We start from the raw sequence: 19471 nt of genomic DNA, 5'->3' as shown, positions 1-19471 counted from the left end.
ACCAACTCTAATTATTTCTGGTCCTGACAATCTGAGGGGGGGTATCGTAAACATCAGTTACTACATGGATTAAAGGTTAGGGATTAACGATGCCAATTATCGGTAAGATGATTTTGAACGGCGCAGATTTCGTGCCGTTGAATCTGTATGGCGTGGGCGTCTTCATGGCGTTTTCCGGGAAAGGTGCCTACAGAAATATTCCTGCATGTATGGCCGTCCCAAACGTTGGGCCTATCCCACCGGGTAAATACTGGATTGTTGAGCGTGGGAGGGGTGGCCTGCTTTCAGGGGCTAAGGCAAAGTCACAGGATTTATATAACCGCGTTTTTAACGGTGCTGAATTCGATCGCGACGAATGGTTTGCTTTATATCGTGACGATCTGAGCATTGATGATGAAACGTGGATTAATGACGTCAAACGCGGATTATTTCGCCTTCATCCCGGCCGCGTATCTGAAGGATGTATAACTATCCACCTTAATTCAGACTATGCACTAATTCGTAATGCCCTTCTGAGAACAGCGCCGATCCTGGTTCCTTGCATGAAAAATTTAATGGCGCGCGGATACATTGAGGTGGTTGCCGGTGGTTATTCAAACACTTGCCCGTAGAGCGGCCAAAGTCGCTTTTTTTCTCGCGCTGATGCTCGTTGTCGCCCGTACTCTGGGCCCGCCAGAGTTATGGTTTAACGAACAATTATCCTTGAAAATCGGCCAAATGATCTACGGGAATGAAGAGATTGGAGCGGATCGTTTTTACGACATCTATTTCTACATGTCCGTATGCACAGTGATTCCCATCACGGTTGTTATTTACATTTTAACAATGAAGTTAATCAAAAAAATAAGGAGCAAATAAATGCCAATTCCTCCGTATATGTGGCTTAAAGACGATGGTGGCGCGGATATTAGAGGTTCTGTCGATGTTCACGAACGTGAAGGCAGCATTGAAATTATCGGCCTGAGCCACGGTATTAACCTGCCGGTAGACACCGCTAACGGCAAAATAACCGGCACGCGCCAGCATTCATCAATGATGATCGAGAAAGAGGTGGATAGCTCAACGCCTTATCTCTATAAAGCAGCGGCCACCGGCCAGACGCTGAAAAGCGCCGAAATTCGTTTCTACAACATCAGCGATGCGGGCCAAGAGGTGTGCTATTACACCGTGCTGATGGAAAACGTGAAAGTCACCGGCGTTAACTGCGGCGTGGCCAACACAAAACTGTCGGGCAATGACAAGCTGAACCACACGGAAAGCGTCAGCCTGCAGTATGAAAAAATCACCTGGCGTATTGTGGATGGTAATATCCAGTACACGGACGCATGGAACGAACGTCCTTCTGCGTAATCCGTTAGTAATTAACTTTCACTCAGCAAATAAAGCTTTTCCAAAGAACTTCGAAGAATTTTAAGCCTTGCCACAGTCTGAACGTGACAAAATGATCGCAAGCGCTGATGTTTTTAGCATCGACTTAAACGTTCACACCGATAAGATTGTGCGTGGCCGCCTGGATGACATCAACGCAGGAAAATTACTGTCATTGAATCGTCCCTTCAGCTGTTACCGAATGAGCCGGGTGTTGAACACATCGTTATGAAGCTAAAAAATCCAGCTTAAACGTGAAATAAAAAAAGCCCCGGAAACGGGGCTAATGCCAGTCAGTTAAGCCTGACTGGCATTTTTTCTTTTGGCTGTCGGGTACTTCCAGGGCCTCTCTTTCTCCACTCTCGGGAACGACCTCTCCCGTCGCCCCGCAGTTTAACTATCTGTTTTTTTGCTGCGCAGCGTCAGCCGGTTATTCTGCAGCCCCTGCTTGATTTCCCGATACCAGCATTAACCCGCCTGACGAATCCGCGCAATCAGCGCATCCACATCAGCAACATGATCGGCAGCCAGAATCAGCGTGCGTCCCAGCGTGATGCAGCTGCGAATGCACTCGGTGCGCATGGTCTCATCTTCAATCTGTTTGAAATCCGCAACGTGAGACATCCCCACCGTGCGGCGGATCAACTCGGTACCGCAATAACCCAAGGTATCGCGCCACACTTTGCGCAGGAAAGATTCGGCGTAACCGGGATAGGCCAGCGCCACATCGCGGGTTTTCTCTTTCGCCAATTCCAGGAAGCGGCTGGCAAACTGATTACAAATATCCTGCACGTCACTCAGACGACGTTCACGCCCTTCTGCTGCCTCACGCGGTGCCAGCAAGCCCGGCAGGCAGCAGTAGTTGATCAGCAAGTTGCCTATCGCGCTGCCGACATCAAAACCTATCGGCCCAAAGTAACCAAACTCCGCATCAATCACTTTCAGGCTGCCATCGGCGACAAAGATGGAACCGCTGTGTACATCGCCATGCAGCAAGGCTTCCGCATCGGCGAAGAAACGGTGTTTGAGACCGGCCACGGCGATTTTTAGCGCATCGTCGCTGCGCAGGCTGACCACCAGCGATTCCAGTGCCGCAGGATATTTGTTGCGCTCATGGTCAATAAACGGATCGTTGAAGAATAAATCTTCGGTGATTTCGCACATTTCCGGATTAATGAAACGCGCCACTTCGGCTTTTTTCTTATGCGGATGCAGGAAGAAATCGGAGGTATGGAACAGCGTCTGCGCCAGATATTCGCCAACCTGACGACCGGCCTGCGGATAATACGCACCCTTCACCAATTCGCTCCGCCAGATACGATGACTGGAGAGATCCTCCATCACCATCACCGCCAATTCGGCATCGTAATGAGTGACGTTGACGGTGTGCTGCGGGCAATGTTTGTAGTGCTCAATCAACGTCTGCGCTTCGAGACGCGCACGATCCAGCGTGAGTGGCCAGGATTCACCGACACAACGTACATAGGGCAGCGCCTGTTTTACCACCACGCGGCTGCGGCCTTGATTATCGAAAATTTTAAACACCAGGTTGAGATTGCCATCCCCGATCTCCTCGGCGCTCACCAGCGCTGACGGATCGTCCACGCCGCCAAATTGTTGAGCATATTCCACAGCATCGGCAGCATTGAACGTACGGTATTGCGACATTGCCTGTTCCTCGATTATCGATAGTAATAAGCCGTTCAGACGTCTATACATCCGTTACGCATGTTGGCACAATAGCCAGCATTAACGCAACAGGGATTTCACACCATGCAAACACTTCGTACCACCAGCCTTGAGGTCCGCGATAATCAATTGTGGATCCTTGACCAGCAGGCGCTGCCACAACAACAAAACTGGCTGCCCGCGCACAGCGTCACGCAGTTGGTCGAACACATTCATGCCTTGCGCGTGCGCGGTGCGCCGCTGATTGGCCTCTCAGCCAGTTTGCTGCTGGCGCTGCTGGGTGAGCAAGGCGCAGCGCGCACGGAATTAGCGACGACGCTTGAGGTGCTGCGCGCGGCGCGCCCAACGGCGGTGAACCTGATGAATAACCTCGATCGCATGAAAACTGCGTTGGCCGAAAGTGATTTCGTCACAACGCTGAGCCGCGAAGCGCTGCGTCTGGTGGCCGAAGATAAGCAACTGTGTGACAACATCGCCCGCGCCGGCAGCACGCTGGTAAAACCGGGCAGCCAACTGCTGACGCACTGCAATACCGGCGGGCTGGCGACTGCGGGCGTCGGCACGGCGCTCGGCGTTATCGCTTATGCCCACCAGCAAGGTTTGGTGAAAAATGTCTGGGTGGATGAAACGCGGCCGCTGCTACAAGGTGGCCGTTTAACCGCGTGGGAGCTGGGTGAGCTAAACATTCCTTATCAGCTGATTACCGACTCGATGGCCGCCAGTCTAATGGCGCGCGGCGTGGTCGATGCTATTTGGGTCGGCGCGGATCGTATCGCAGCGAATGGTGATGTCGCGAACAAGATTGGCACCTATAGCCTGGCCGTGCTGGCGCACTATCACGGCATTCCGTTCTACGTCGCCGCACCGCACACCACGCTGGATCGTCAATGTCCAAACGGCGACGCCATCCCTATCGAGCAGCGCGCCGCCAGCGAAGTGACCGGCGTTGCAGGCAGTTTTGGTAGCGTGCAGTGGGCACCGGAAAGTGCGGCAGTCTATAACCCGGCCTTTGATGTGACGCCAGCGGCGTTGATTAGCGGTTGGGTGCTGGATACCGGTGTGGTGACGCCTGCGCAGATAGAGGAAGGGATATTTTTGCCGTAAATAGGCGCGATTTTCCCCTCACCCCGGCCCTCTCCCGCAAGCGGGCGAGGGGGAAAACCATACTTGCCTGTTTGCACGATCGGTTCCCTCTCCCACTTGTGGGAGAGGGTTAGGGTGAGGGCAAAAAATCACGCCAAACGCGGATACGCATCAGCAATCTTATCGCCGGTGAAATTCGCGACCCAGCCTTCCTGATTATCGAAAATGCGGATCGCGGTAAAGTGCGGCTCAGAACCCATATCAAACCAGTGCGCCGTGCCAGCGGGCACCGAGATCAGATCATTCTTCTCACACAAAATCTGATACACCTCGCCCTCCAGATGCAGACAGAACAGCCCTGAACCTTCAACAAAGAAGCGTACTTCATCTTCGCTATGCGTATGTTCATTAAGGAACTTGGTGCGTAGTACCTCTTTCTGCGGATTATCCGCACGCATGCTCAGCACATCCCAGCTCTGATAGCCCTTCTCGGCCACCAGACGATCAATCGCATGTTGATAGGCGTTGATCACCGTCTCTGCATCAGGATCCGCCCCCAAATCGCGATCGGCTTCCCAGCGTTCAAAGCGCACGTTTTTCGCGTTAAGACGCTCGCGAATCGCCTCGGCATCGGTGCTGTGCCACACCGGTTGCTGGGCTTCGGTATCGGTAAAAATGGTCAATGCACTCATGTTAAATCGACTCCGGTTTAATCTGGGAAAAATCGTTGACCTGGTGATGACGACTGGCGTTATCCGCCGCGCCACGAATTAACTGCACGGTATGCCAGCCCGCATCCGCTGCCGCATCCAGCTCCTGATGAATATCCGACAGGAACAGCAATGACGCAGGCGCAAGGCCGATTTTTTCGGCGATATTGCGATACGATTGCGCTTCACGTTTCGCGCCGACGCCGGTATCAAAATAGCCGCTGAACAGCGAGGTTAAATCACCTTCATCGCTGTAGCCAAATAACAGTTTTTGCGCGGCGACCGATCCAGAGGAATAAACATACAGACCAATCCCCTGCTGCTGCCAGCGCGCAAAAGCCGGCAGCACGTCGGGATAGAGGTGGCCGGTGAACTGGCCTTCAACGTAGCCGGCGCGCCAAATCATGCCCTGTAGGGCTTTGAGGCCCGGTGACTTGCGATCCTCATCGATATAATTCGTGAGTGTGGTAATCAGCTCCTCCAGCGTGGCCTGAGGCGCAGCGGACTCTGCACGCACCGCGTTGAGTGCGGCGGCGACGTTTTCATCGGTATGATTTTCCCGCACGTACGCCGCTAAATGCTGACGCGCATAAGGGAACAATACCTGATGCACAAACTGGATATCGCTGGTGGTGCCTTCAATATCGGTAACAATGGCGCGGATCATTTGGCCTCCAGCAGGCGACGTTGCAGTTCACATTCAAACAGAAATTCCAGACCTTCCAGATGGCGACGCGCTTCGTTCACGTCCTTGCCCCAGCAGGTCAAACCGTGGCCGCGCAGCAGAAAACCATATTGCAGCGGCGTAGCGGCGGCAAAAGCTTCAATGCGCTGCGCCAGCGCCGTCATGTCCTGATCGTTATCGAACAAGGGAATGGCGATGGTGTTCAGATGCGTCTGCTGCCCGGCCAGCGTTTTCTGCATCTCATAACCACTGAGCAGCAGCGCATCGCCCTTCTCCACCCGCGACAGCACCGTCGAGTTGACCGTGTGCGTATGCAGCACCGCACCCGCCTGCGGAAACAGGCGATAAATCAAGGTATGCAGGCCGGTTTCCGCCGAAGGCGTGCGGCCCGATGGCACGGCGTTGGTAGCGATTTCAACCTGGATAAAATCATCGCGCGTCAGGCTGCCTTTATCTTTGCCGGACGCACTCAGCAGACAATACTCCGCGTCCTGCCGCACCGACATATTACCGCCGGTCGCAGGTGCCCAGCCTTTGCCACCAATCCAGTGGCAGGCGGCCACTAAATGTTCCAGTGGAAGAAAATCCGTCATAGCGATATACCGACTCCGCAGGTTAGTTTAGACGTCTAAGCGTCTCGATTGCCAAATGTTAACATCCTGTTTATAGTGGCAGCAACACAGGGTTTCTCCGCAACGACATTCGCGCTTAAGGCCACAAAACAATGACGCAGCACAACCTGATCCCCGAGAGCAAATTACCGGCGCTCGGCACTACCATCTTTACGCAAATGAGTGCGTTAGCGCAGCAGCACAACGCCATCAACCTGTCGCAAGGCTTCCCCGATTTTGACGGTCCGCGCTATTTGCAGGAGCGCCTGGCGCATCACGTGAGTCAGGGCGCCAACCAATATGCACCGATGATCGGCGTACTGCCACTGCGTGAGGCGATTGTTGAGAAAACCGCCGCGCTTTACGGCCACACGCCTGACGTCAACAGCGATATCACCGTGACGACGGGCGCGACAGAAGCGTTGTACGCTGCGATCACCGCGCTGGTGCGTCAAGGTGATGAAGTGATCTGCTTTGACCCAAGCTACGACAGCTACGCGCCTGCGGTGCAACTGGCGGGCGGCGTGTTAAAACGCATCGCCCTGCAGCCGCCGGGTTTCCGCGTTGACTGGCGCGAATTTCGCGGCCTGCTGAGCAGCAAAACCCGCTTAGTGATCCTGAACACGCCGCATAATCCGTCCGCCACCGTGTGGCGCAAAAGCGATTATGCCGAGCTGTGGCAGGCGATTGCTGAGCAGGAAATCTATGTGCTGAGCGACGAAGTGTATGAGCACATCTGTTTCACCGAAGAGGGCCACGCCAGCGTGTTAGCGCATGCTGAACTGCGTCAGCGATCCATCGCGGTGTCATCTTTTGGTAAAACCTTCCACATGACCGGCTGGAAAGTGGGTTACTGCATTGCCCCGGCGGCGATCAGCGCTGAAATCCGCAAGGTGCATCAATATCTGACCTTCTCGGTGAATACGCCGGCACAACTGGCGATTGCCGACATGCTGCGTCAGGCGCCTGAGCACTATCGCGAACTGCCGGAGTTCTACCGCGCGCGCCGCGATCGCTTTATCCAGGCGCTCTCCGCCAGCCGTTTCAAGCTGCTGCCGTGCGAAGGCACTTACTTCCTGCTGGTCGATTACAGCGCCATTTCCGATCTGGATGACGTGAGCTTCTGCCAGCTGCTGACCAAAGAAGTCGGCGTGGCGGCGATTCCGCTGTCGGTGTTCTGCGCCGAACCTTTTCCACACAAGCTGATTCGCCTGTGCTTTGCCAAACAGGAAGCAACGCTTGACGCCGCTGCGGAGCGCTTATGTCAGCTTTGAAAATTACCGTTCTGCAGGAAACCCTGAGCTGGATGGATGGCGCGGCTAACCTGCGTCATTTCGACGGTGTGCTGAAAGGCATTACAGGCCGCGACATCATTCTGCTGCCGGAAATGTTCACTACCGGTTTTGCTATGGAAGCTGCCGAAAGTTCGCTGCCGCAGGATGACGTCGTGGCGTGGCTGCACGCGCACGCGCAAACCAGCAATGCGTTAGTCGGCGGCAGCGCGGCAATCCAGACGGAAAAAGGCGCGGTGAACCGCTTATTGCTGGTCGAGCCTAACGGCACGCTGCATCAGTACGACAAACGTCACTTGTTCCGCATGGCCAATGAACATCAGCACTATGTAGCGGGTGAAACGCGTGAAGTATTTGAGTGGCGCGGCTGGCGGATTCTGCCGCAAATTTGCTACGACCTGCGCTTCCCGGTTTTTTCGCGTAACCACAACGATTACGATTTGGCGCTGTATGTCGCCAACTGGCCGGCACCGCGTGCGCTGCACTGGCAATCACTGCTGTTAGCCCGTGCAATTGAAAACCAGGCTTATGTCGCCGGTTGTAACCGCGTCGGCAGCGATGGCAATCAGCATCAGTACAGTGGTGACAGCCGGATTATTTCGCCGCTGGGTGAGATTCTGGCGAGTGGAGAGCCCTTTGCGCGCGCACGTCTTGATGCGGAGCTTTCGCTGGAGGAGCTGCAAGCCTACCGCGAACGCTTCCCGGCTTGGCGCGATGCGGATGGGTATACGCTGAAGTAATAAAAAACCCCGGCTAGCCGGGGTTTTTTTAAATTTGTAAATTACAGCTCGAAGCGATCCAGATTCATCACTTTTGTCCATGCGGCAACGAAGTCGGTCACGAACTTCTGCTTCGCATCGCTGCTGGCGTAAACCTCGGCCAGCGCGCGCAAGATAGCGTTCGATCCAAACACTAAGTCGGCACGTGTCGCAGTGAACTTCACTTCGCCGCTCAGACGATCGCGACCTTCAAACAGCTCTTCGCTCTCATCGGTGGCTTTCCACGCGGTACGCATGTCGAGCAGATTGACAAAGAAATCATTGCTCAGCACACCAACGCGATCGGTGAATACGCCGTGCTGGCCGCCGTCGAAGTTGGTGCCCAATACGCGCAGGCCACCGAGCAACACCGTCAGTTCTGGCGCGCTCAGCGTCAGCTGTTGGGCTTTATCCAGCAGCAGCGTTTCGGTTGAAGAACCTTTGGCGCTGCGGCGATAGTTACGGAAACCATCGGCCAGCGGCTGCAGGAAGTTGAACGACTCAACGTCGGTCTGATCCTGACGCGCATCCACACGACCCGGCGTAAACGGCACTTGCGTTGCCACGCCAGCGGCTGAAGCGGCCAGCTCGATACCCACGCTGCCCGCCAGCACAATCACATCGGCCAGCGAGGCTTTGCCTGATTCCTGCTGAATCTTCTGCAAGGTTGGCAGCACATCTGAAATCACGCTGGCATTCACCGCCCAATCTCTCTGCGGCGCTAACGCCAGACGCGCACCGTTGGCACCGCCACGCTTGTCGCCACCGCGGAAGGTCGAGGCCGAAGCCCAGGCCACAGAAACCAGCTGGCTAACGCTCAAGCCTGAAGCGGCAATGCGCGCTTTAATCTCGCTGATATCAGCTGGCGTTGGCTGATGAATCGCCTGCGGTAACGGATCCTGCCACAGCAGATCTTCCTTCGGCACTTCCGGGCCGATGTAGCGCGCTTTGGGTCCCATATCGCGGTGCGTCAGTTTGAACCAGGCGCGGGCAAAGGCTTCGTTGAACGCCTGCGGATCGTTGAGGAAGCGGCGCGAAATCTTGCCGAACTCTTCATCGAAACGCAGTGTCAGATCGGTTACCAGCATGGTCGGTTTACGTTTTTTCTCCGGATCAAACGGATCCGGGATAATCGCTTCGGCATCAACCGCTTCGAACTGGATGGCGCCCGCTGGGCTGCGTGTCTGCACCCATTCGTATTTGAACAGGTTCTCGAAGAAGTAATTGCTCCACTGCGTGGGAGTTTGCGTCCACACCACTTCCAGACCTGAAGTGATGGCATCTTTACCCACGCCGCTGCCATAGCTGCTGGTCCAGCCAAGGCCCTGCGCTTCAATCGGTGACTCTTCAGGGTCAACGCCAACATGGCTGGCTTCTGCCGCGCCGTGGGTTTTACCCAAGGTATGACCGCCGGCAATCAGCGCCACGATCTCTTCATCGTTCATGCCCATGTTGCCGAAGGTGGCACGAATCGCCGGCGCCGCTGATTTTGGATCGCCGCTGGCTTCCGGGCCTTCCGGGTTGACGTAGATCAGGCCCATTTCGGTAGCGCCCAGCGGTGCATTGGCCAGCGCTTCTGGATGGCGATGCGCCAGCCATTCGGTTTCGTGGCCCCAATCCACATCCATATCCGGTTCCCACACGTCTTCACGACCGGCACCAAAGCCGAAGGTGCGGAAGCCGGCGTTTTCCAGCGAGACGTTACCCGCCAGAATGTAGAGATCGGCCCAGGAAATTTTTTGACCATATTTCTGTTTTACCGGCCACAACAGGCGACGCGCTTTATCGAGGCTGACGTTGTCCGGCCATGAGTTCAGCGGCGCAAAACGTTGCTGACCGCGACCTGAACCGCCACGACCATCAATGGTGCGATAAGTACCCGCGCTGTGCCACGCCATGCGAATGAACAGCCCAATATAGCTGCCCCAGTCGGCTGGCCACCAGGATTGCGAATCGGTGAGAAGTGCGCGGATATCGGCTTTTAACGCGGAGTAATCCAGTTTGCTGAATTCGTCGCGGTAGTTGAAGGTGTCACTAAGCGGGTTGGAACGGTTGGAATGTTGGTTTAACAGATCGACGCGTAACATATTGGGCCACCAGTCGCGGTTGGATGTCCCGCCACCGGCGCCGCGCGCCAGAACACTCTTCTCTTCAGACGCCCCGTGATGAAAGGGGCACTTGCCTGCGGCTGCTGCATTATCGTTATTGTCGTGCGTGCTCATGTTTATCGGCTCCATTGGCTTCATATTGCTTTCTACTATGCGACTAAGATTAGCCGCACTTTCGTCAGGAATATATTTGGATGAACCGAAGGTTTTGATAGTTACTGGCTTTCAAGCGCAGCGCGTGAAGTGGCGCACATTATCAGCTGCCGCGATAAGTCGACCACGACCACGGCGAGATGAGAAACGGCAGATGATAATGGCTGCCTGTGGCGCCAATCACGAAATCAATCTGCGCACTCACGTAGAGCGCATCGCGCCCTTCGGCAGCAAAGTAGTCGCCAATTTCCGCCGTCAAACGGTAATGACCTGGCGCCAGCGGTTCGGGCGTCAGATCTTTAATGCGTCCGTCGCTGTCGGTGTTGCCTTCCACCAGCGGCAGCCAGCCTTCCGGGCTATTTTGCTCGAGCGAAACCGCCACGCCAATCGCCGGTTTGCCCAGCGCGGTATCGAGAATATGCGTCGTAATGGTACTCATGTGATGCTCTCCTTTAGCCGCAACAGGGTAATTTCACGCAGCTGCGCCAGCGCTTCACGCTGTTCACTCGCTGCATCATTGTTAAGCCGACGCTGCAATTCCGCCAGCATCTCTTCGCCGCTGCGCCCTTTGGCACGAATCAGAAACACCCGGCCAAAGCGCTGCTCATAGGTTTGATTGCCCGCCAGCATCGCCAATTGCAGCGCGCCGTCCGCCTGCTGCATCGCCGACTGCTCACTGCGCGACAGCGTGGCCTCTTTGTCCGCGCCCGCCACGTTGTCGCCAATGCGTGGATGGGCACTCAGCGCCTGCTCAAGATCAGCGGCTTGCCACAACTGCGCCAAACGATCGGCTTCGGCCTGTAAAGCCGCAACGTCGGCGAAAGGTCGCGCCGCCACCAGCGCCTGCTGCCAGGCGGGAATCGCCACGCAGTGCGCAATCGCCGTCTGCGCAGCTTGAGGTGAAAGCTGATTAAAGTTGACCAAATCCATCTTTATTCCTTAGCGCGCAATATCGCAAACCGCTTGCAGATACGCCTGTACGCCCAGCGCCACATCAGCGGTTTGTACCGATTCCGCCGGATGATGGCTGATGCCGCGATGGTTGCGCACAAACAGCATGCCCACCGGCCAGCGCTCGGCGATAGCAATTGCATCGTGTCCGGCGCCGCTCGGCAGCGACAGGCTGCGCCCTTGCACGGTTTCTACCGCGTGGCTCAGCGCCTGCTGCAACCGCGCATCACAGGCGGTAGCGGCAATGTGGTAATACTCGTTAGCGCTGAAGGTTAAGCCGCGACGCAGCGCAATCGCCTGCGCCTGCGTCAGCAGCGTGGAGAGTAAACGCTCCAGCGGCTCATCCTGCGGACCGCGCACGTCGAGCGACAACTGCACTTCACCCGGAATCACGTTGACCGCGCCCGGCAAGCAGCTCAGCGTGCCGACGGTCGCCACCAGCTGCGGATCGTGCTCTTGCGTGGTGTGCTCAATAAACACCATCCATTCAGCGGCAGCGGCCAACGCATCTTTGCGATGCGTCATCGGCACAGTGCCCGCGTGACCCGCTTCACCGATAAAGCTGCAGTTCAGACGACGCGCGCCGTTGATCGCCGTTACCACGCCAAGCGCCAAATCTTCCTGCTCAAGACACGGACCTTGCTCGATATGCAGTTCCAGATAGGCGGCGATGTCATTGACCTGACGCGCCGCGTCGTGAATCTTCGCCGCATCGAAACCGACATCCTGCATCGCTTCCGCCACGGTGATGCCGTTGCCATCCGGGTGCGTCACCCAGCTTTCCGGCCAGCTGCCGGTTATGCCACGGCTGCCGAGCAGCGTAATGCCGAAGCGCGTGCCCTCTTCGTCGCCGAAGCCGACAATCTCAATCGCCAGCGGCAAACGCTGCTGCCGATCGTGCAGCCATTGCACGGTTTCAATGGCGCTTAACACGCCGAGCATGCCGTCGTAGCGACCGGCATTGCGCACCGTATCCAGGTGCGAACCGAGCAGCAGCGCCTGCGCGCCCGCCTGCGCCGCTTCGTAGCGACCGCAAATGTTGCCCACCGCGTCCTGCCACGTCGTCATGCCCGCAGCCTGCATCCATTCGCCAACGCGCGCGTTGGCACGCAGCTGCTCCGGCGACAGATAAACGCGCGTCAGGCCATCTTCGCTTTCGCTGATCTCAGCCAGCGCATCACAGCGCGCCATGACGCGAGCGGCGGCGATCTGCGCCTCGCTGGCGGTCATCAGGCTTTTATTCATGCGCGGCTCCCGTAAAGATCCCACGCCGCCTGCATCCCCGCGCCTTGCGTGGTGCGGAAGCCAACATGATTCAGCACCGCTTCCAGCGCGCTCAGGGTTTGCATCACGCAATCTTTACGCGCGTTGTAGCCCATGGTGCCGATGCGCCACACTTTGCCATGCAGTGGACCAAACGAAGTGCCGATTTCGATTCCGAAATCTTCCAGCACCAGCTTGCGCACCTGATCGCCATTCACGCCCTGCGGGATCACCACGCCGAGCACGTTATTCATTTTGTGTTTTAAATCGCCAAAGGTTTCGAGGCCCATGCCCTGAATGCCTTTCAGCAGCGCATCGCCGTGCAGCTTGTGGCGCGCGATGCCGTTATCTAATCCCTCTTCCAATATCAGACGCGCACATTCACGCGCGCCAAACAGCGCGGTGGTGGCTTCGGTGTGGTGATTGAGACGTTCCGGGCCCCAGTAATCCATGATCATGCCGAGATCGAAATAGTTGGAGTAGATCATCTCGTCGTCGCCATCCTGATGATCGGCGGTGCGGATGCCCTCTTCCACGCACTTGCGCTTGCGGATCACCGCTTCCATCTGCGGGCTCAGCGTGATTGGCGACGTACCGGATGGACCGCCAAGGCACTTCTGCATCCCGGCTGAGACCGCATCCAGGCCCCACGCATCGGTTTCCAGCGCGTTACCGCCGAGCGACGCGGTGGCATCGGTGTAGAACAGCACGCCATACTTCTGGCAAATCGCGCCCAACGCTTCCAGCGGCTGCAGCATGGTGGTGGACGTATCGCCCTGCACCGTCAGCAGCAGGCGCGGCTGCACTTTTTTGATCGCGTCTTCGATCTGATCCGGCATAAACACTTCACCCCACGGCACTTCAATGGTGTGCACTTCCGCGCGGCAGCGGCGGGCAATTTCACACAGCAGATGACCGAAACGGCCAAACACCGGCACCAGCACTTTGTCGCCCGGACGGATCGCCGACAGCAGAATCGCTTCGATACCGGCGCGTGACGTGCCGTCGATCAGCATCGTCCAGCGGTTTTCAGTGCGGAATACGCCACGGTACAGCGCCATCACTTCGTTCATGTAGTGCGTCATCGCCGGATCGTACTGGCCGATCAGCTGGCTCGACATGGCGCGCAGCACGCGCGGATCGGCATTGATCGGGCCCGGTCCCATCAACAGACGCTGTGGCGGATTGATTTGCGAAAATTGGCTGATATCCATGTTGTATTCCTTAAAGAAAGCTTAGAGGCGCACGGTAGAGATAAACTGCTTCAGCTCCGCGGTTTGCGGATTGGCGAACAGCGTTTTGCTGTCGCCCTGCTCCCAGACGCGCCCCTGATGCATAAAGACCACGCGATCGCCCACGTCGCGGGCGAAGTTCATTTCATGGGTGACAAGAATCAACGTCATGCCTTCGGCGGCCAGCTGCTCCAGCACTTTCAGCACTTCGCCCACCAGTTCGGGATCGAGCGCGGAGGTGATCTCATCACAGAGTAAAACTTTGGGCTGCATCGCCAGCGCACGGGCAATCGCCACGCGCTGCTGCTGACCGCCCGACAAATTGGCCGGATAGTAATTGATGCGCTCACCGAGGCCGACTTTCTCCAGCATCTGCGTTGCCAGCGCACGGCATTCGGCTTCACTTTTCTTCAGCACGCGGCGCGGCGCCAGCATCACGTTTTCCAGCGCCGTCATGTGCGGGAACAGGTTGAAGTTCTGGAACACCATGCCGACCGAACGGCTGATTTCACGCGCCTGCGATTCGCGGTCGGTAATTGTCATACCGCCGAGTTTGATGCTGCCTTCCTGATAACCTTCCAGCCCGTTCATGCAGCGCAGCAGGGTACTTTTACCCGATCCGCTGCGGCCGATAATCGAGATCACTTCACCGTGATCGACATCGAGATCGACACCTTTCAATACGTGGTTATCGCCGTAGTACTTCTGTACCTGATTAATGGTGATGAGCGGCATTGAATTTTTTCTCCAGGTACTGGCTGTAACGCGACAGCGGATAACACATCAGGAAGTAACCGAGCGCCACCAGGCCAAACACCTTGAACGGCTCATACGTCACGTTATTCAAAATGGTGCCGGCTTTGGTCAGCTCGACGAAACCGATAATCGAGGCCAGCGCGGTGCCTTTAATCACCTGCACGGCAAACCCAACCGTAGGCGCGATGGCGATACGAATCGCCTGCGGCGCGACCACGCGAAACAGCGTTTGACCAAAGGTCAGGCCGAGACAGCGCGACGCTTCCCACTGCCCTTTTGGCAGGGCACGAATGCTGCCGTACCAGATATCCACCAGAAACGCGCTGGTGTAGAGCGTTAAGGCCAGCGAGGCGGCGGTCCATGGCGCCACGTCGATGCCGAACAAGCCGACGCCGAAGAAGGCGAGGAACAGCTGCATCAGCAGCGGCGTGCCCTGAAACAGCTCGGTGTAGGCGCGCACCAGGCGCATCGGCCATTTACGTTTCAGCAGGCGCATAAACAGCAGCGGCAAGGTCACCAGCGTGCCGCCAAAAAACGCCACCAGCGAAAGTAAAATTGTCCAGCGCGCTGCCAGCAGCAGGTTGCGCAGGATGTCCCAGTCGGTAAATTGCGTCATCATGACGGCTGCGCTCCCAACCATTTACGTCCCAGCGCCAGCAGCAGTTGGCGCATGGCAATCGACAACGCCAGATAGATCAGCGTGGTCACGAAATAGACTTCAAAACTCAAAAAGGTGCGCGACTGAATCAGGTTGGCGGCGAAGGTCAACTCTTCGTACGACACCTGCGACACCACCGACGAGCCGAGCATCACAATGATGCATTGGCTGACCAGCGCCGGATAAATACGCTGCAGCGACGGCGGCAACACCACGCGAATAAAGGTTTGCGTGCGGGTCAATCCCAGCACGCGCCCCGCTTCCCACTGCCCGCGCGGCGTCACCTGAATGCCGGCGCGAATAATTTCGGTGCTGTACGCGCCAAGGTTAATCAACATCGCCAGCAGCGCGGCTTCGCCCGCCGTCAGTTTCAGACCCAGATTGGGCAAACCAAAGACGATGAAAAACAGCTGCACCACAAACGGCGTATTACGAATCAATTCGACGTACAGGCCCCAGATGCGGCTCGCCCAGCTCGGTTTGCCGCTGCGCAGCGCCGCGCCGAGAATACCGAGGCTGACACCGCCCACGGTGGCGAGCACGGTGATCTGAATCGTGACCCACAGTCCGGCCAGCAACTCTGGCCAGTGCGGCCAGAGATCGGCGAAGTTAAGTTGCGTCATACTTTATGCGCCGAGGTTCGCTGGCAGCGGCGCTTTCAGCCACTCTTCCGACAGCTTGTTCAGCGTGCCGTCTTTGATTCCCTGCTCAATCAGCGCATTCACTTTCTCTTTCAGCGCCGGCTCATCTTTTTTCAGGCCGATGTAGCACGGTGAATCTTTCAGCATAAACTGGGCAACCGGCGCTTTTTCGGCGTTCTGGCGCGCAATCGCCGCCACCACCAGGTTGCCCGTCGCAACGTACTGCACTTGTCCGGAAAGGTAGGCCGACAGCGTGGTGTTGTTATCTTCATAACGCTTCACCTGCGCCTCTTTCGGGGCGATATCGCTTAACACCATATCTTCCACTGCACCGCGCGTGACGCCGATGGATTTGCCGCTCAGCGCTGCCGCATCTTTCAGCGTTTCGCCTTTCGGACCAAATACGCCGAGGAAGAACGGCGCGTAAGCGCGGGTGAAATCGATCACTTTTTCACGCTCGGCGTTTTTACCCATGCTGGAGATCACCAGATCGACTTTATCGGTCTGCAGATACGGCACGCGGTTGGCACTGGAAACGGGCACCAGCTGCAACTTCAGTTTCATCTGTTTGGCGAGATACTTCGCCATGTCGATATCGTAGCCCTGCGGTTGCAGGTCTGTACCCACGGAACCGAACGGCGGGAAGTCTTGCGGAACCGCTACGCGGATCACGCCGCGCTTCTGGATATCCTGCAGCTGATCGGCCATCGCACTCCCGACCTGCGCCATCAGCAATGCCGCGCCCGCTACCGCTAATAATACTTTTTTCATTATGCACCCCGGTGAGTTTACGTGAAACAAAAGATTCTTGATGAATCATTCTGCAACTAATGTGCCAACCGCAGTGCTGGGAGAAGAAAGGCGAAAAAACGGGGGTTTACCGCGTTGAAGGCAACAAAAACGGGCTTCGCGCCCGTTGGAATTAACGATCAAAAACAGTGCAATGCACCACAATGGCGCCCGTTAACGGTGTTCCAGCTCGTCGAGATGCTGATAAAGATCGGCAATTTGATGGATGCGCTGACGGCCCTGCGACAACATTTCATGCAGCAACGCATTCGCCAGCAGGTTAATCAGGCTCATGGCGGAGGCGTAGCTATCAAAAGCGGAAACGCTGTCGAGCGGCGCACAAAGCTGCCAGCGCGCCAGTGTGATAATGCCCTGCGCCTGCGGCTCACACAGCGCCAGCACGGGAATGTTGCTCTGCTGCAGCTGCTGCATCAGCGGGCGAATGATGCGTGGACGGCGGCGAAACGCCATCACCACCACGACATCGTCGGGCGTGATATCCACCAGCTCTTCACCCAGCGTCTGGCCCGGCTGCGGCAGCACATGCACCTGCGGACGCGCCTGCATCAGCTGCTGACGCAGGTGCAGCGCCACCGGATAGGCGTTACGCATGCCGATGATAAATACCCGTTTTGCCGCGCCCAGCGCGCTAATCACCTCGCCAAACTGCTGTGGATCGATGCTGTTGACCCACTGCGTCAGGTTGGCCATCTCCTGCTTATAGTGGCGTGACAGCAAGGTGTTGCCCTGCACCGCATCGCGGTTATCGGTGAGCGGCATGCCGCTCTGGCGCAGGATGCGCAGCTCGTCGCGCATGTCCTTATATTTCTCGTAACCGAGACGCTTGAATAAACGGCTGACCGTGGCCTTCGACACACCGCTCAGCCGCGCCAGCTCGGCGCTGTTGTAGCTGATCAGGTCATCAAAGTGGTCAAACACGAAGTCGGCAATGCGCTGCTCTTGCGGCGACAGTTGCGGATAGTGACTACGAAGGCGTTCATCAAGTTGTTTCATCATCGGTCCTGTAACTTTCGTTTCATCACAAGCTAGCATAAATCGATCCAGATTGATGTCCGTTCAAAACTGGAACAGCTCTTGCTTCCCATTAACCACGTACCCAGAAAAAGAGTTCTTTATGATACAGAGCAACATGGCGCCGTTAGGCATGGCCGTTACGCCGCACCATCTCGCCAGCGAAAGCGCGTTAGCGGTGCTGCGCGAAGGCGGCAATGCGCTGGAAGCGATGGTGGCCGCCGCTGCCACCATCGCCGTGGTTTACCCGCACATGAACGGTTTGGGCGGCGACGGCTTCTGGCTGGTGGTGCCGCCAAACGGCGATCCCATCGCCATTGACGCCAGCGGCGCAGCCGGTTCGCTGGCACATCTTGATTTCTACCATGGCGAAACGCAGATTCCGCATCGCGGCCCCAAAGCCGCCTTAACCGTGGCGGGTACCGTCAGCGGCTGGCAGGAAGCGTTAACGCTGGCGCAGGAACTTGGCGCGACGCCGCTGCCGTTAACCCGCCTGCTGCGCGATGCGATTCGCTATGCCGCCGACGGCATTCCGGTCACCGCCTCGCAAGCCGCCGCCACCGCCGCCAAACAGCACGAGTTGCAGCATCAACCTGGTTTTGCCGCCACCTTTTTACCGGACGGCAGCGTACCGCTTGCCGGCAGTCGCTTCACCCAGCCGGCGCTGGCGAATACGCTGAGCATGCTGTGCGATCACGGGCTGGAAAGTTTCTATCGCGGTGAACTGGCGCACCATCTGGCGCGCGAAATGACTGCGCTGGGGATGCCGATCACGCTGGAGGATTTGCAGACGCACCAAGCCCGGCGCTGCACGCCGCTGCATCTGGCGCACAGTGAAGGCGACATCTGGAACATGACGCCGCCGACGCAGGGTTTGGTGTCGCTGGCGATCCTCGGCATTACCGATCGGCTGAATATGGCTGACGCAGATGAAGCGCAAACCGTGCACCGCATCGTTGAAGCCACTAAAAAAGCCTTTGCGCTGCGCGACAAGCACATCACCGATCCGCGCCACATCGACATTGATGTGCAGCGTCTGCTGGATGAGGAACACCTCAGCACGCTGGCGGCGCAGGTGGACGATCAACAAGCCGCTGCGTGGGGCACCGGGCGCGGGCCGGGCGATACCGTGTGGATGGGCGTGATGGACAGCAGCGGATTAGCCGTTTCGTTTATCCAGAGCGTTTATCACGAATTCGGCAGCGGCGTGGTGCTGCCCGGCACCGGCATCACCTGGCAAAACCGGGGTGCCGCCTTCAGCCTGCAACCCGATCATCTGCTGGCGCTGCAGCCGGGCAAACAGCCGTTCCACACCCTCAATCCCGCTGCTGCGCGTCTCAAAGATGGCCGCACCATGGTGTACGGTTCGATGGGCGGCGACGGCCAACCGCAAACCCAGGCGGCGATTTTCACCCGTCACGTGATTCAGGGACATCCGTTGCAACAGGCGGTGAGCGCGCCGCGCTGGCTGCTGGGTCGTACGTGGGGACAATCATCCGATTCGCTCAAGCTCGAAGCGCGCATCGCGCCGGAAACAGTGCAGCAGCTGCGTGCGCTCGGCCATGAGGTTGAACTGCTACCCGATTTCAGTGAAGTAGTCGGCCATGCGGGCGCGATCGTCAGACACAACAACGGCATGCTGGAAGGCGCGTTCGATCCGCGCAGCAACGGCAGCGCCGCCGGTTTCTAACG

At 57.2% G+C, this 19471-nt stretch carries 20 protein-coding genes and 1 pseudogene; 6 read left to right on the top strand and 15 right to left on the bottom strand.

Annotated features, from left to right (window positions below; all coding sequences use genetic code 11):
* Positions 1 to 89 precede the first annotated feature (89 nt).
* Positions 90 to 611 carry a DUF2778 domain-containing protein gene (locus tag PO881_RS04145; protein ID WP_280172494.1) on the top strand — a complete coding sequence of 174 codons (522 nt, stop codon included), beginning with the start codon at positions 90 to 92 and terminating at the stop codon, positions 609 to 611.
* A 247-nt stretch (positions 612 to 858) separates the two neighbouring features.
* Positions 859 to 1350: a type VI secretion system tube protein TssD gene (gene tssD, locus PO881_RS04140; RefSeq protein ID WP_101762526.1), complete on the top strand. Its 492-nt coding sequence runs from the start codon at positions 859 to 861 to the stop codon at positions 1348 to 1350.
* A 315-nt stretch (positions 1351 to 1665) separates the two neighbouring features.
* On the opposite strand, the pseudogene PO881_RS04135 reads toward tssD, so the two are convergent.
* Positions 1666 to 1830: pseudogene (locus tag PO881_RS04135) on the bottom strand (hypothetical protein); the annotation flags it as partial.
* Positions 1831 to 1836: 6 nt separating this feature from the next.
* The gene (gene mtnK / locus PO881_RS04130) at positions 1837 to 3036 is read right to left on the bottom strand and encodes an S-methyl-5-thioribose kinase (RefSeq protein ID WP_101762528.1); all 1200 of its coding nucleotides are present in this window, start codon (positions 3034 to 3036) and stop codon (positions 1837 to 1839) included.
* A gap of 105 nt (positions 3037 to 3141) precedes the next feature.
* Between mtnK and mtnA the strand changes: the two genes are divergently transcribed.
* Positions 3142 to 4161 (top strand): S-methyl-5-thioribose-1-phosphate isomerase, encoded by a 1020-nt coding sequence (gene mtnA / locus PO881_RS04125; protein ID WP_280172493.1) that lies wholly within the window; start codon positions 3142 to 3144, stop codon positions 4159 to 4161.
* 128 nt (positions 4162 to 4289) lie between these two features.
* On the opposite strand, the gene PO881_RS04120 is transcribed toward mtnA, so the two are convergent.
* From PO881_RS04120 to PO881_RS04110, 3 genes are read right to left on the bottom strand one after another with little or no spacing between them, the layout of a single operon-like run.
* Positions 4290 to 4832, bottom strand: a complete 543-nt coding sequence (locus PO881_RS04120; protein ID WP_101762530.1) for an acireductone dioxygenase — start codon at positions 4830 to 4832, stop codon at positions 4290 to 4292.
* 1 nt (position 4833) lies between these two features.
* Complete coding sequence (mtnC, locus tag PO881_RS04115) at positions 4834 to 5517, bottom strand: acireductone synthase (RefSeq protein WP_192415410.1); 684 nt, start codon at positions 5515 to 5517, stop codon at positions 4834 to 4836.
* The gene (locus PO881_RS04110) at positions 5514 to 6128 is read right to left on the bottom strand and encodes a methylthioribulose 1-phosphate dehydratase (RefSeq protein WP_101762532.1); all 615 of its coding nucleotides are present in this window, start codon (positions 6126 to 6128) and stop codon (positions 5514 to 5516) included. The genes mtnC and PO881_RS04110 overlap by 4 nt, the downstream gene beginning before the upstream one ends.
* Before the next feature lie 131 nt (positions 6129 to 6259).
* Here PO881_RS04110 and PO881_RS04105 point away from each other — a divergent pair, with 131 nt between their 5' ends.
* Both PO881_RS04105 and PO881_RS04100 read left to right on the top strand, forming a co-directional pair.
* Entirely contained in the window at positions 6260 to 7420 is a 1161-nt protein-coding gene (locus PO881_RS04105) for a pyridoxal phosphate-dependent aminotransferase (protein WP_101762533.1), read from the top strand.
* Positions 7408 to 8178, top strand: a complete 771-nt coding sequence (locus tag PO881_RS04100) for an amidohydrolase (RefSeq protein WP_280172492.1) — start codon at positions 7408 to 7410, stop codon at positions 8176 to 8178. Before PO881_RS04105 ends, PO881_RS04100 begins: the two co-directional genes overlap by 13 nt.
* A gap of 41 nt (positions 8179 to 8219) precedes the next feature.
* Here PO881_RS04100 and katG read toward each other — a convergent pair whose 3' ends face one another.
* The 10 genes from katG to hpxU form a co-directional block, all read right to left on the bottom strand.
* Positions 8220 to 10418 carry a catalase/peroxidase HPI gene (gene katG / locus PO881_RS04095; RefSeq protein ID WP_280172491.1) on the bottom strand — a complete coding sequence of 733 codons (2199 nt, stop codon included), beginning with the start codon at positions 10416 to 10418 and terminating at the stop codon, positions 8220 to 8222.
* Positions 10419 to 10560: 142 nt separating this feature from the next.
* Positions 10561 to 10896, bottom strand: coding sequence for a hydroxyisourate hydrolase (gene uraH / locus PO881_RS04090; RefSeq protein ID WP_101762537.1), 336 nt, complete (start codon positions 10894 to 10896; stop codon positions 10561 to 10563).
* Positions 10893 to 11387 carry a 2-oxo-4-hydroxy-4-carboxy-5-ureidoimidazoline decarboxylase gene (uraD, locus tag PO881_RS04085; RefSeq protein ID WP_280172490.1) on the bottom strand — a complete coding sequence of 165 codons (495 nt, stop codon included), beginning with the start codon at positions 11385 to 11387 and terminating at the stop codon, positions 10893 to 10895. The genes uraH and uraD overlap by 4 nt, the downstream gene beginning before the upstream one ends.
* 9 nt (positions 11388 to 11396) lie before the next feature.
* Positions 11397 to 12653 carry an allantoate amidohydrolase gene (hpxK, locus tag PO881_RS04080; RefSeq protein WP_280172489.1) on the bottom strand — a complete coding sequence of 419 codons (1257 nt, stop codon included), beginning with the start codon at positions 12651 to 12653 and terminating at the stop codon, positions 11397 to 11399.
* Positions 12650 to 13885: an alanine--glyoxylate aminotransferase family protein gene (locus PO881_RS04075; RefSeq protein WP_280172488.1), complete on the bottom strand. Its 1236-nt coding sequence runs from the start codon at positions 13883 to 13885 to the stop codon at positions 12650 to 12652. Before PO881_RS04075 ends, hpxK begins: the two co-directional genes overlap by 4 nt.
* A gap of 21 nt (positions 13886 to 13906) precedes the next feature.
* Positions 13907 to 14638, bottom strand: coding sequence for an amino acid ABC transporter ATP-binding protein (locus PO881_RS04070; RefSeq protein WP_101762541.1), 732 nt, complete (start codon positions 14636 to 14638; stop codon positions 13907 to 13909).
* Entirely contained in the window at positions 14619 to 15275 is a 657-nt protein-coding gene (locus PO881_RS04065; RefSeq protein WP_097097590.1) for an amino acid ABC transporter permease, read from the bottom strand. The genes PO881_RS04070 and PO881_RS04065 overlap by 20 nt, the downstream gene beginning before the upstream one ends.
* Positions 15275 to 15940 (bottom strand): amino acid ABC transporter permease, encoded by a 666-nt coding sequence (locus PO881_RS04060; RefSeq protein ID WP_280172487.1) that lies wholly within the window; start codon positions 15938 to 15940, stop codon positions 15275 to 15277. The genes PO881_RS04065 and PO881_RS04060 overlap by 1 nt, the downstream gene beginning before the upstream one ends.
* 3 nt (positions 15941 to 15943) lie before the next feature.
* Complete coding sequence (locus tag PO881_RS04055; protein WP_097094836.1) at positions 15944 to 16729, bottom strand: transporter substrate-binding domain-containing protein; 786 nt, start codon at positions 16727 to 16729, stop codon at positions 15944 to 15946.
* A 192-nt stretch (positions 16730 to 16921) separates the two neighbouring features.
* On the bottom strand, positions 16922 to 17761 hold the full coding sequence (hpxU, locus tag PO881_RS04050; protein ID WP_192415437.1) for a MurR/RpiR family transcriptional regulator HpxU: 840 nt from the start codon (positions 17759 to 17761) through the stop codon (positions 16922 to 16924).
* A 121-nt stretch (positions 17762 to 17882) separates the two neighbouring features.
* Between hpxU and PO881_RS04045 the strand changes: the two genes are divergently transcribed.
* Entirely contained in the window at positions 17883 to 19469 is a 1587-nt protein-coding gene (locus PO881_RS04045) for a gamma-glutamyltransferase family protein (protein ID WP_217547489.1), read from the top strand.
* The last annotated feature ends 2 nt before the right edge of the window (positions 19470 to 19471 follow it).

The organism is Pantoea sp. SS70, from assembly GCF_029866845.1.
GTDB lineage: Bacteria > Pseudomonadota > Gammaproteobacteria > Enterobacterales > Enterobacteriaceae > Pantoea > Pantoea leporis.
This window is presented reverse-complemented; position numbering and strand designations above follow the sequence as displayed.